General features: G+C 68.4%; 11 protein-coding genes. 4 read left to right on the plus strand and 7 right to left on the minus strand.

Annotated features, from left to right (window positions below; all coding sequences use genetic code 11):
- Positions 1-20: 20 nt before the first annotated feature.
- Together ligD and GUV69_RS04055 are read right to left on the minus strand one after the other, a co-directional pair.
- Positions 21-1,043 (minus strand): non-homologous end-joining DNA ligase, encoded by a 1,023-nt coding sequence (gene ligD / locus GUV69_RS04050; RefSeq protein WP_164199963.1) that lies wholly within the window; start codon positions 1,041-1,043, stop codon positions 21-23.
- Between the two features lie 59 nt (positions 1,044-1,102).
- Positions 1,103-1,786, minus strand: a complete 684-nt coding sequence (locus tag GUV69_RS04055; protein ID WP_164199965.1) for a DedA family protein — start codon at positions 1,784-1,786, stop codon at positions 1,103-1,105.
- A gap of 105 nt (positions 1,787-1,891) precedes the next feature.
- Here GUV69_RS04055 and GUV69_RS04060 point away from each other — a divergent pair, with 105 nt between their 5' ends.
- Complete coding sequence (locus GUV69_RS04060; RefSeq protein ID WP_164199967.1) at positions 1,892-2,569, plus strand: alpha/beta hydrolase family protein; 678 nt, start codon at positions 1,892-1,894, stop codon at positions 2,567-2,569.
- Positions 2,570-2,622: 53 nt separating this feature from the next.
- On the opposite strand, the gene GUV69_RS22830 is transcribed toward GUV69_RS04060, so the two are convergent.
- Positions 2,623-2,763: a hypothetical protein gene (locus GUV69_RS22830; RefSeq protein WP_167525080.1), complete on the minus strand. Its 141-nt coding sequence runs from the start codon at positions 2,761-2,763 to the stop codon at positions 2,623-2,625.
- A gap of 163 nt (positions 2,764-2,926) precedes the next feature.
- A complete protein-coding gene (gene hrpB, locus GUV69_RS04065; protein WP_164199969.1) occupies positions 2,927-5,638 on the minus strand; it encodes an ATP-dependent helicase HrpB in 2,712 nt (903 codons plus the stop codon).
- 119 nt (positions 5,639-5,757) lie between these two features.
- Between hrpB and GUV69_RS04070 the strand changes: the two genes are divergently transcribed.
- The gene (locus tag GUV69_RS04070; protein ID WP_164199971.1) at positions 5,758-6,018 is read left to right on the plus strand and encodes a hypothetical protein; all 261 of its coding nucleotides are present in this window, start codon (positions 5,758-5,760) and stop codon (positions 6,016-6,018) included.
- A gap of 24 nt (positions 6,019-6,042) precedes the next feature.
- Here the strand turns inward: GUV69_RS04070 and GUV69_RS04075 are convergent, their stop codons facing one another.
- The 3 genes from GUV69_RS04075 to GUV69_RS04085 all read right to left on the minus strand — a co-directional run bounded on the left by GUV69_RS04075 (position 6,043) and on the right by GUV69_RS04085 (position 11,434).
- Positions 6,043-7,911 (minus strand): gamma-glutamyltransferase family protein, encoded by a 1,869-nt coding sequence (locus GUV69_RS04075; RefSeq protein WP_164199973.1) that lies wholly within the window; start codon positions 7,909-7,911, stop codon positions 6,043-6,045.
- A gap of 99 nt (positions 7,912-8,010) precedes the next feature.
- Positions 8,011-9,267: an MFS transporter gene (locus GUV69_RS04080; RefSeq protein WP_164199975.1), complete on the minus strand. Its 1,257-nt coding sequence runs from the start codon at positions 9,265-9,267 to the stop codon at positions 8,011-8,013.
- A gap of 10 nt (positions 9,268-9,277) precedes the next feature.
- Positions 9,278-11,434 (minus strand): elongation factor G-like protein EF-G2, encoded by a 2,157-nt coding sequence (locus tag GUV69_RS04085; protein WP_164199977.1) that lies wholly within the window; start codon positions 11,432-11,434, stop codon positions 9,278-9,280.
- 149 nt (positions 11,435-11,583) lie between these two features.
- Between GUV69_RS04085 and GUV69_RS04090 the strand changes: the two genes are divergently transcribed.
- Positions 11,584-12,165, plus strand: coding sequence for a hypothetical protein (locus GUV69_RS04090; RefSeq protein ID WP_164199979.1), 582 nt, complete (start codon positions 11,584-11,586; stop codon positions 12,163-12,165).
- Positions 12,166-12,290: 125 nt separating this feature from the next.
- Complete coding sequence (locus GUV69_RS04095) at positions 12,291-12,575, plus strand: DUF1540 domain-containing protein (protein WP_164199981.1); 285 nt, start codon at positions 12,291-12,293, stop codon at positions 12,573-12,575.
- Positions 12,576-12,592 lie beyond the last annotated feature (17 nt).

Raw genomic sequence — 12,592 nt, forward strand, 5'->3', positions numbered from 1 at the left:
TGGCCCTGGCCGGCTGATCCTTAGTCCGGCTTGCGGGCCCGGCTGGGCTGCACGCGGGGAGGCTCGCCCGGCATTTTCGGGTAGTCGGGTGGGAAGGGCATCTCACCCAGCCCGGATTTCGCGTCCCGGTCCCACCATTCCAGCAGGGTGTTGATGGTGCCGGGATTGGCGTTCATGCCGGCCCAGGGATCCCCCACGGTTTTCAGCCGGTCCGGGACGGTGAGGATGGTGAAGTCCTTCGGGTTGATACTTTTCAGCTCCTCCCACGTGACGGGGCAGGAGACGGGTGCGTGGGCGAGGGCGCGCGGGCTGTAGGCGCCGGCGATGGTCCGGTCGCGGTTGGCCTGGTTGAAATCGAGGAACACCTTTTCGCCGCGTTCCTCTTTCCACCATGAGGTAGTGACCTTGTCCGGCATCCGCCGTTCCAGCTCCCGGCACGCGGCGATCACCGCATGCCGGACGTCCAGGAATTCGTGCGTCGGCCGGATCGGAGCGTACACGTGGAGCCCGCGGTTTCCCGAGGTCTTGATGAAGCTTTCCAGCCCCGCCTCCGCCAGCACCTCCTTCAGCGCCAGCGCCGCCGGCACCGCGTCATCGAAGTCCGTCCCCGGCTGCGGATCCAGGTCAATGCGCAACTGGTCCGGATTGTCGGTGTTCCCGGTACGCGAGGGCCACGGATGGAACACCACAGTGTTCATCTGCACGGCCCACACGGCGGCGGCCGGCTCGTCCAGGACCAGCATGGGGTGCGAGCGTGCACTCGGGAACACCACCTTCACGGACCGGACGAACTCCGGGGCTCCCCGGGGCGGGTTTTTCGAAAAGAACTGTTCGCCGTCGATGTTGTCCGAGTACCGCTGCAGGGCCACGGGCCTGTCCCCGTTGGCGGCAAGGAAGGCCTCTCCCACGTCCACCGTGTAGCGGACCAAGTCCAGCTTGGTCAGCCCCAGCTCCGGCCACAGCACCCTGCCGGGGCTCGATATGCGCATCTCGCGATCGCCCTTTGGTCCCGGGACAGTGATGGTGGTCTGTTCGCTCGCCATGGGGACAACGTACACCGTCAACGGATCCGCCGCAGGGCGTCCCGGCCGCGCGGAAGGGGTCAGGCGTCCACTTTGCTCCGGCGCTCCCGGACCTTACGCACCACAAACGCCACCACCAGGATTACCACGGCGGCGATGACGACCTTCTGGAAAATCCCGGCGTACTGCTCAACAACGTGCCAGTTCTCGCCGAGGAAGAAGCCAGCCATGATCAGCACCGAGTTCCAGATGAAGCTCCCCGCGAACGTCAGTCCGAGGAACCGCCACACGGGCATTTTCTCAATCCCTGCGGGAATCGAGACGAGGCTTCGGAACAGCGGGACCAGGCGGCCGAAAAAGACTGCCTTGCTGCCGTGGCGGGCGAACCACGCTTCCACCTTGTCGACGTCGTCAACGTTCACCAGCGGGATCCTGCGGACCAGGGCCCGGGTCCGTTCCCGCCCCAGCCAGCCGCCCAGGGCATAGAGGATGTAGGCGCCCAGGACCGAGCCGGCCGTGGTCCACATGATGGCGTCCAGCAGGCTGAAGCTGCCGCGGCTGGCCGTGAAGCCGGCCAGCGGAAGGATCACTTCGCTGGGAAGCGGCGGGAACAGGTTCTCCAGGGCGACAATCAGGCCCGCACCGGGGGCGCCCACTACTTCCATAACGCCCACCACCCACTCCGAGATGCCGTTCAGCTCGTCGGCTGTTGACGGGGCGGGGGCTGTGGACAAGGGGGCGGCCAGGGCTGTGACTGCAGTCATGGGGGTTCCTCCAGGAGTGGGCGAACCCCCATTCTTGGCGACGCACCTGACTGTCTGCTGGGAACCTGCTGTGCCGCAGACATCGGTGTCCGGCATGATGGACCGATGACTGCTTCAGAGTCCGCCCTGACCATCAACGTCGGCGATTCCCGTGTGTCGGCCCTGTACACCCGCCCGGAGCGCCCCTTCGCCACGGTGGTGCTGGCGCACGGGGCGGGTGCGGGCATGGAGCACCCGTTTATGGGCGGCTTCACCCGCGGACTGAACGACGACGGCGTTGCCACCTTGCGCTTCAACTTCCCCTACCGCGAGGCGGGCAGGAAGTTCCCGGACCGGCCGCCAGCGGCCATCGCCACCTGGCGGGCTGTGATGGACGAGGCAGTCCGCCAAGCGGAGGAACATGCTGACACCGGACCGGTGTGGGCTGCAGGAAAATCCTTCGGGGGCAGGATGGCGTCCATGGCCGTTGCCGAGGGAATGGATGCAGCCGGGCTGGTGTACCTCGGGTACCCGCTGCATCCGCCGGGCAAGCCCGAAAAGCTCCGCGACGGACACCTTTACGGCCTCACGCTGCCCATGCTCTTCCTGCAGGGTTCCCGCGACACCTTCGCAACACGGGAGCTGCTTGAAGGTGTGGTGTCCCGGATCGGCCCGTCGGCAGTGCTGCAGTGGATCGAGGGCGGAGATCACTCCTTCGCGGTGGCGGGCAGGAAGCGCGACGCCGCGGAGATCGGCGCAGACCTGGCGCCGTTGGTCGCGGAGTTCATCCGGACCCGCAGCTGAGCCTGGAACCCCCAATTACTCCAGGCAATTACTCCAGGCACTCCCCGCGCCGGCTAAGCGGCGTCTTCGTGCCACCAGCCTTCCCAGGCGGTGGAGCTCAGCCGGCCCGTGGGGAATTCGGTCTCGCTGTTTCCGCGGCTGTCGTCACGCCGGCCGCCATCAAACAAGAGGTTCAGGCTACTCAAAAGCAACATTGGTACGTCCCTTCGTATTGTGTCTTGACCACGTTGTCCAAGTAGGAACGAGCCTAACGGCGGGATGTTTCAGGGGGTCGACGCTACGTTTCGGCCACGTATCGGACATCTCACGCGGGTACTCCACGGCCAGGCGGCAGAAACCAGGCGGCTGCCGCCGGCGTTACATCCTGGCTTTGGTCCGGGCCGTTGCCTGCGCCGTCCAGGGGTCCTCCGGCCAGGGGTGCCGGGGATAGCGGCCCCGCATCTCGGCCCTGACCTGTGCGTAGGGCCCGGACCAGAACGACGCCAGGTCATCGGTCACCGCCAGCGGCCGCCGGGCCGGGGAGAGGAGATGGAACAGGACCGGTACCCTGCCGTCCACCAGCCGCGGCGTCTCGGCCCAGCCAAAGCATTCCTGCAGCTTGACCGCCACAACCGGGCGGCCGCCGTCGTCCGCCCTATGCTCCGTCCCCGTATTCTCGGCGACGTCGGGGTAGTCGATCCGGACCGTCGATCCGCTCGGAACCTTCAGCGCCTCCGGGACCAGCTCGGCCAGGCGGACCGCCGCCGGCCAGGGCAGCAACCGCCGCAGGGGGTCGGTGAGGTCAATGGAGTTCGTGGACGCGCCGCCGGCCAGCTTTTCAAGCTCCGGCCCGAGCCAGGCATCGAGGTCTGCCAGCAGGGCGTGCTCGGAAACGTCCGGCCACGGCGCGCCGAGTTCGCGGTGCAGCAGGGCGAGCCGGCGGCGCAGGGCATCCGCCGCCGTCGACCAGCCAATGATTCCCAAGCCCTCCGCCGAGAGCGCGCGGGCCACCGCCGCGCGTCCATCGGCGGGTGACGGCCGGACAGGGGTTGAGGACAGGCTGATGGCGCCCAGCCGTCGTTCCCGGCGCGCCATGACCCGGCCCTGGCTGAACGTCGCGTCGACAGCGTCGGTGAGCAACTGCCCGGCGGCCGCCTGCGCCAGATCAGCAGTCAGTGGAGCCGCGGAGCGGATCACGGCGCCGGTACCGGCAGCATCCCTGCCCGCTGCCCGCGACACCTCCGCAACCGCCAGCCATTCGTATCCCGATAAAGAGCTGCCCGCCGGGAGGCCCGCACGGGTTCCGGAAGACAGCAGGTACCGCGCCTGGCCCTCCCCCGGCACGCGCCAGGCAATCCGGTCCGGGAATGCCATCGCGACGACGACACCCAGCGCCTCCGCGGCACTCACGGGCGCCGTGACTGTAGAAGGCCCGACGGCGGCGCTTTCCTTCCGCGCGATGCTTTCCAGCCGCCGGACGTCCTCCGCCCAGCGCCGGGAGGCGGGTTCCTTACCGGCTCGCAGGGTTGCGAGGAGGGCTGTGAGGTCGGCGCCCGGGGCACGCTGGTCGCCGGCGACGAGTGCAACGGCTTCGGCCGCCTTGTGGTGGCCCACCGCCGCGGCACCGTCCAGGAGTGCGCGGGCCAGCCGGGGATCGGCCGGGACCCGGGCCAGGGTCCTGCCCAGACCCGTGGCCTGCCCGCCTTCGTCCACCGCACCGAGCTCCCTCAGCACCTCGATGGCCTCTGCCATAGCGGCGGCCGGTGGCGTATCCGGCAGCGCCAGCCCCCGTCCGCCGGGTGAGCCCCAGCAGGCCAGGGTCAGGGCGGCGCCGGTCAGATCGGCGACGGCAATCTCCGGGGTGACGTGCGCGGGAGCCGCGCCGTAGCTTCGCTGGTCGTAGCATCGCACCACGCGTCCCGGCCCCTGTCTCGCGGCGCGGCCGGCGCGCTGTTCTGCCGAGGCCCGGGAGCAGGAGACTGTTACCAGCCCGGACATGCCGCGGTTCGCGTCGCGGCGCGGTTCACGGGTCAGCCCGGAATCGATGACCAGCCGGACGCCCGGCACCGTCAGGGATGACTCCGCCAAGTCCGTGGAGACGATAATGCGTGCCGGGCCACCCGGGCGGCGCCCGGATACGGCACGGTCCTGCTCGGCCGGGCCCACCTGTCCGTGGAGCTCCAGCACCTCGGTTCCGCCGGCCACCCGCCCGCGGAGCCGGCCCGCCACATAGGACACCTCCCAGGCCCCGGGCACAAACACCAGGGCATCGGTGCCCGCGTCGATGGCCACCGCAGCCGCGTGGGCCTCCGCCGCCGTATCCGCCACATGGTCCAGGAACCCGCGCGCCACGCCCCGGCCATCAAGGCGGGGCGCCGCCGCCGGTGTCCAGTGAACCTCAAGCGGGTACAGCGCTGCGGGACAGTCGACGACGGGGGCCGGGCCGCCGTCGTCGTCCGCTGTTCCCTCCGCTGCCGTTCCCCCGGCTCCGGCTCTCCCGATCAGGGCGGCGAAGCGGGGTGCGTCCAGCGTGGCGGACATGGCCACCAGGGTCAGGTCGCCGCGGAGCTGGCGGACTTCATTCAGCATGCCCAGCAACAGGTCGGTCTCGAGGCCGCGCTCGTGCACCTCGTCCAGGATGACGGCGCCGGTGCTCTCCAGCCCTGGATCGTCCAGGAGCCGGCGCAGCAGGATGCCGGGCGTGACGAACTCCACGAGGGTGCCGGGCCCGGCCTGGCGCTCGCCGCGGACCGTATAGCCGACGCGGTCCCCCACCGGGCTGCCGTCGAGGGCGGCCAGGCGCCGGGCAGCGGCACGTGCCGCAACCCGCCGTGGCTGGGTGACCACCACGCGGAACGCCCCGGGTGTGGGGGCGAGATTGGCGAGCAGCGGCGGGACAAGGGTGGTTTTGCCTGTCCCGGGCGGGGCCTGCACCACTGCAGTCCCCGCCGCGCCGCCGGCCCGCAGCGCCGCAGCCAGTTCAGGCAGCGATGCACCGAACGCGAGGCCGGTGCTGATGGCCGCCAGGTCGAAGGCACCCGGTACGGCGATGTCCGCCCGGCCGGCGCGGGGGTTGCTCGGTGAAGTCACACGACCATTGTCGCCGCAATCCGGCCCGGGCCGTCAGCTGGCTCAGTCAGCGCAGGTACGCGCAGGTGTGCGCCAATGCGTCAGACTGGAGGTCAATCCATCACGAAAGCGGGACCCCCTTGATACAGCTCCAGCAGGACTCCGAAGGCTTCGTCCGCATGAACAGGCACTTTCCGGCCAGCACACCCGTGACCGTCATCTTCAACGATGGATCCCAGGAAGTCTTCGCCGGCCGCAGGCTCAACGAGATCTACGACCAGGCCCTGGCGGAGTACCGGGCGCAGAACCGGTTGGATGCCAAAGGCTTCTCGCGTGGCCCGAAGAAAAAGGTGCAGACCGCCATTGACTTCGTTGCTGTCCGTCCTGGGATGGGGCAATAACGCCGTCCCGGGACGGTAGCTGCATCAGCGATCCGGCCAGACTACAAGCGCAGAACCTCCACCCCGCCTGACCGGTTCGGCGGCGGCGGTCATGCGCCCGTGCCGGCCGAACTCGATGGCCGTGGCCGCGCCGATCTCCGCCGCGGAGCTGAACGCGTCACCGGCAGGCACCAGCTTGTGCCCGTACGGTGCCAGCTGGCTGCCGTAAGCCGTAATGAACTCCGGCTCGGCCGTGACATTGGCCGTATTCCGTTGCGCTGCCCGGGGAGCCGCCAGCGCCTCGGAAACGCTCATGCCCAGGTCCACGCGGTTGAGGATTGTCTGCAGGACCGTCGTGATAATGGTGGATCCGCCCGGGGATCCCAGCGCCAGGAACGGCTTGTCGTCCTTGAGGATGATGGTGGGTGACATCGAGGAGCGCGGACGTTTGCCGGCCTCCACCCTGTTCGGGTCCTCCGGATTGGCGGAGTCGTAGGAGAAGTCCGTGAGCTCGTTGTTGAGCAGGAACCCGCGGCCCGGAACCACAATGCCGGACCCGCCGGTCTGCTCGATGGTCAGCGTGTACTCCACCACGTTGCCCCACTGGTCGGCGACTGTCAGGTTGGTGGTGGAGATGTTTTCGGTGTCCGTCCCGTCGGCTGCCGCTGCCGGCGCAACCGGGCAGACGCCGTCGTAATCTGACACGTCTCCTGCCGCGACAGGTTTCACGGCCGCCGTAGCCGGATCAATCCCGCAGGACCGTTCCTTGCCGAAAAGCGGGTCCGTGAGGTCCCCGGTGGGGACGTCAACGAATGCGGGGTCGCCAACGTACTTGCCGCGGTCGGCAAAGGCGAGGGCACTCGCCTCAAGGTAGTGGTGCAGGGCGCCGGGATTCGTCCCGTCAGCCTGGCGCATTTCTTCGAGGTTGAATGTCTCCAGGATGTTCAGCGCTTCGCCCACCGTGGTGCCGCCGCTGCTGGAGGGCGCCATGCCGTAGACGTCGTAGCCGCGGTATTCAACGTGCGTAGGCTCCTGGTCAATCGTCCGGTAGTCGGCGAGGTCCTCCGTGGTGAGGTATCCGGGGAAGGCCGGGATGCTGGTGGGCGGATTCGTCTCAGGCGGCACCCAGGCGGGGTCCTTCGGCGGCGATTGAACCGTATCGGCCATGTCCTCGGCCAGCTGGCCGCCGTAGAAGGCTCCGGTGCCCTTCCTGGCGATGAGGCGGTAGGTTTCGGCGAGGTCCGGGTTACGGAACACGCTTCCGACCGCGGGAGCATCGCCGCCCGGTAGGAAGAGGTCCCTTGTGGAGGTGTAGGCCGAGAACCTGGCCTTGTTGTCGAGGGTCTGCTGGCGGAAGGTGTCGTCCACCACGAAGCCCTCCTCTGCCACCTCGATGGCCGGTTCGAGGACGTCCTCAAGGTCCCGGTGGCCCCACCGTTCCAGTGCCCGCTCCCAGGTGGCGAGCGTACCGGGGACACCTACGGACACTCCGCTGGAGACCAGCTCGGCAAAGGGGTAGGGCTTCCCGGTTGCCGCGTTGATGAACGCGTCAGGAGGCATGCCGGCCGGTGCAGTTTCGCGGCCGTCGATGGTCTCCACCTCACCGGTCCTGGCATCGTAGAACACGAAGTAGCCGCCACCGCCTATCCCGGCACTGTACGCCTCGGTCACGCCCAGGGTTGCTGCTGCGGCGACGGCGGCGTCTGCTGCGTTGCCCCCTTCGCGCAGGACCTCGAGAGCCGCTGCCGAGGCGTCCAGGTCCACGGTGCTCACAGCTCCGCCGTACCCGGTTGCCGTAGCCTCTTTTTCGTTCTCCCGCTGGTCCGCGAAAGCGGGACCCCCGACGGCGCCTGCCGTGACACTCAAAGCCAGAACTGCCGTAACAGCAGCCACCTGTCGCCGCAAAGTAGGCATGATGCTCCCTTGTCAGAGTTTTGCGAAGTGTGTGGTTTGCGTCACGTTACTCCCGCGCATTCCGACTCTCAACCCTTGATTACTTGCCCCCGCACCCCTTCACAACGGTGTTTCCGTGGCAGCAGTCCTGGTGTCGGCCGGCGAGCGCCTGCGGCGGCTTGCCAGCAGGAACGGTACCGCGAACAGCTCGATCACACCGCTGAACGCCAGTGACAGCGGGTAGCCGTAGACGTCCGCCGTCCGGCCCATCAGCGGCTGCACCACGATGCCGCCGCTGGATCCCATCAGGGAATCGAAGCTGAGCACCGTGGCCCGCTGTTTCGAGGAAATCATGTCGTTGAGGTAGGCCTGCCGCACCGGAGTGGCTGCCGCCGTCACGAGAGCCCAGAGGGTGAGCAGGAGCAGGGCCACCCAGAAGAGACGCGTGAAGCCCAGCGCCACCAGGATCAGCCCGCCGAGGCCGCTGGTCACCACCAGGACCGTTGTCCTCTTACGGACCAGGCGCCGGAGTGTGGGTGCCAGCCACCCGCCCACCACCTGGGCTCCGGCCACGATGGCCGCCGCGAGGCCGGCAACGGAATAGGCCCGCGGATCCCCGAAAAGTTCGAGCAGGAAGGGCTGGAGCGCGTAGAACACGTAGATCCCGACGCCTGCGCTGAAGGGCGCCGCCAGCATGATGTACCGGACGGGCGGGTTCTTGAGTCCGCTGTCGATGGACGCGGTCAGCACTGCCCTGGTCGCCTGCAGTGGATGTGAGGAGCGCTCCGGGGTAAAGCCAACATCATGCATCAGCAGAAAGGCCACACCGAACATCGCCAGCAGCACGCCAACGCGCAGCAGGAACGGCACGCCGAGGTCGGTGATCTGGGCGATCACGCCGCCGGCTGCCGAGCCCGCCAGCATGGCCACGCCGGAGACCATCTGGCCCTTTCCCAGGACCGTCTCCAGCTCACCCTCGTAGGCGGAGAAGTGCAGGGCGTCCACGAGCCAGGCCTCCACAGCCCCCGAGAAGAACGTAAAGCCCAGGCCCAGCAGGACGGACACCACCGCCCACGCCCAGAACGGCGCGGACAGCTGCCAGAGGAGGTAGTAGAGGTACGTCGATGCCGCCAGGGTCACCGTGCCCAGCAGGAACGACGCCCGACGGCCCCAGCCATCGGCGATGACCCCGGTAGGCACTTCGAACAGCACCATGCCGGCCGTGAAAAATGCGTTGGCCGCAAAGGCTTCGAGGTTGCTGAGCCCGGCGTCCAGCAGGAAGAGCGTATTGATGCCCCAGATGAACGAGGCCGCGAGCGTGTTGCCCAGCGTCAGGGTGAGGTAGATACGCTGGATCTTGCGCGCGGCGGCATTCATGGTCCGGCACTCAGGTGCTGGGCACCGGTTCGTGCCGCAGGTAGCGGCGGCGGAACCGCCCCGTGCCGGCCGTCAGGGCCCGCAGCTCGACGGCGTAGCGCAGCAGTTCCTGGTCCGGCACCTCGGCGCTGATTTCGGTCAGCTCGCCGTCGGCGGTGGCGGTTCCGGTCAGCCGGCCGCGGCGGCCGGACAGGTCACTCATTACGGCGCCCACGTGCTCGTCCGAGACGGTGATGCTGACCGTGGACACGGGCTCAAGCAGCTGGATCCGGCCCGCAGCGGCAGCCTCCCGGAGCGCCAGGGCACCGGCCGCCTGGAACGCGGCGTCGGACGAGTCCACGCTGTGGGCCTTTCCGCCCACCAGCGTCACGCGCAGGTCAACCACGGGGAAGCCTGCCGCCAGGCCTTTCTGCATCTGGGTCCTGACCCCCTTTTCCACGGAGGAGATAAATGTTCCCGGAATCACGCCGCCCACGGTCTTGTCTATGAATTCGAATCCGCCGCCGCGTGCGAGCGGTTCCACGTTGATATCGCACACCGCATACTGCCCGTGGCCGCCTGACTGCTTGACATGCCGGCCGTGGCCGGTGGCCGGGCCGGCAAAGGTTTCCCGCAGCGGCGTCACCACGTCCTGGGTGTGCAGTTTCACGCCCTGCTCCCGCAGCCTGTCCAGCACCACATCAGCATGGGCCTCGCCCATGCACCAGAGGATCAGCTGGTGCGTTTCGGCGTTCCGCTCCACCCGGAGGGTGGGATCACCCGCAGCAACCTTGGCCAGGCTTCGGGACAGGGCATCCTCGTCGCTGCGTGAATCCGCCTCGACAGCCACCGGCATCAGCGGCTCGGGCATCTCCCAGGTGGAGAGCAGCAGCGGCTGTTCCCTGGATGAGATGGTGTCCCCGGTCTCGGCGCTTCCCAGTTTGGCGAGCGCACAGATGTCGCCGGCGACGCACTGCGCCACCGGCCGGAGGTTGGCGCCCAGCGGGGAATACAGGTGCGTGACACGCTCGTCCGTGTCATGGTCCTGGTGGCCGCGGTCCGCCAGCCCGTGGCCGGCAACATGCACGGGAGTGTCCTCACGCAGCGTGCCCGAGAAGACCCGGACCAGGCAGACCCGGCCCAGGAACGGATCAACGGTCGTGCGGACCACCTCTGCCGCCAGCGGCCCCGCGGGGTCACAGGCAAGTTCTGCGGCCGGGGCGCCGGACAGGTCTGTTACTTCCGGCAGTCCGTGCTCCAGCGGGGAGGGGAACGCCCTGGTCAGGACTTCCATCAGCTCGGCAGCGCCCAGGCCGGTCACGGCAGAGGTGGGCAGGACCGGGAAAAATGAGCCGCGGGCGACGGCGGTTTCCAGGTCCGTGACCAGGACGTCCGTATCGATGTCCTCGCCGCCGAGGTAGCGGTCCATGAGGGTCTCATCCTCGCTTTCGGCGATGATCCCTTCAATCAGCTGGCCCCGTGCCGCTTCCGAACCGGACAGCTCGCCCGGGTCTGCGTCCCGCGGCGGCGCGCCGGCCTCCCCTTCTGAATAGTCGGAGACCGTCCCCTGCAGCAACCCGAGCAGTCCCGTGATCTCGCCGGCGCTGCGGACCGGGACGTAGAGCGGCACCACCGACTCGCCGAACGCCTGCTGGCAGGCTGCCAGTACGCCGTCGTAATCCGCCCTGGGGTGGTCAACGCGGGTGATGGCCACGGCACGCGGCATCCCCGCCCGCTCGCATTCTCCCCACAGCCCGGTGGTGGTGGCATCGATGCCGTCCACGGCCGAGACAACAAAGAGGGCCGCGTCCGCCGCCCGCAGCCCTGCCCGCAATTCGCCGATGAAGTCCGGATAGCCGGGCGTGTCCAGCACGTTCACCTTGATGCCGTTGATGAGCAGCGGCACCACGGCCAGCCCCACCGAGCGCTGCTGCCGGACGGCGGCCGGGTCCGAATCGCTGACGGTGGTTCCATCCGCAATGGAACCCTTGCGGGAAATCATGCCGTGGGCGGCGAGCAGTGCCTCGATCAGCAGGGTCTTCCCCGCCCCCGAATGCCCGATGAGCGCCACATTGCGCACCTGGTCCGGGCTGTCTGCCGCAAAACCGGCGGCGGCGTCTCCCCGCCGCGACTCGGGTCCGCTCCGTCCCGGTATCCGTGCTGCGTCCTTCGCGCCTTTCACTGACATGGGAACCTCCTGGCGTCGTGCCGTGCACCGGGCTGAATCGTGTCCTTCGATTCGACACCCTGGCGGACTGAACAGCAAGAGTGTTCCTGTGCCGGCGGTTCCGCACCGGAGGATAATGGCAGCGGAGACACCTGCCTGAGGAGGTCAGCATGCCCGTGCCGCCCCGTATTACGGTGGAGGTTCCTGTCCTCAGGGTCGGGCACGGTCCGGCTGACTTCGAGGCGCTGGGCAGCCTGGTGCAGTCATTGCGCCGGCCGCAGGGCCTGCACCTGACCCTGCTTCATGTGGGCATCCTGGCAGACTTCGCCCGGGACGTCGAGGACTGGACCAAGGGCTCAACCCCTGCCGGCAGCGCCGTCACAGGCACGGCACGGTGGCTGCGGTCGCTGCCGGCACTGGCGGGCTTCGCCGGAACCTCGGACCGGGTGATCGTGCTGGGCGGCGGCAGCATCGCCGGGCTGGAAGTGACCGTGCCGCAGCACGTTAGGGACTATCAGGTTTCCCTGGTGCAGGGACTGCACGACCTGTTGGACCGGCTCCTTGTGGACAACGTTGACGACTTCATCCTCAGCTCGCCGGCCCTTGGCTTCCGGTACCCCCACTGGGTGCCGCACGTGGCCGTGGGCCGGCCGCCGGCGCGGGAACGGGGGCCGTGGGACATCGCGCCGCTGGCCGTCGAGTGCGGTCCGTCACGGATCCGGAACGGGCAGTTCCTGCCGGCGGACGGCTGACCCCGCTGGACTGCCGGCCGCCTGCCAATTAGGTCACATGATTGGGTCTTTTTGATCCGGCAGGACGGCGCTACCGTGGGCGGAGGGAGCCGCCCGTCCGGGCAGCCTGAACACGGAGGATTCCCATGACAACTCACGTCGCAGACTGCAGTGTTTCCAACTGTTCCTTTAACGACCACTCCCACTGCAACGCCGCCGCCATCACGGTGGGCGGCGCCGAAGACCATGCGTCCTGCGCCACCTTCATCGATACCGGAATGCACGGCGGCCTGCCCAAGGTCCTCGCCGACGTCGGAGCGTGCCAGCGATCGGAGTGCGTCCACAACGACCACCTGATGTGCAACGCACCGGAGGTCCACGTGGGGCCCGGCCGCGACAACGCAGACTGCCTCACGTACGCCCACACATAAACACCACCACGCAAGGC

It is taken from the genome of [Micrococcus luteus] ATCC 49442, from assembly GCF_010367585.1.
Classification (GTDB): Bacteria; Actinomycetota; Actinomycetes; order Actinomycetales; family Micrococcaceae; genus Arthrobacter; species Arthrobacter luteus_A.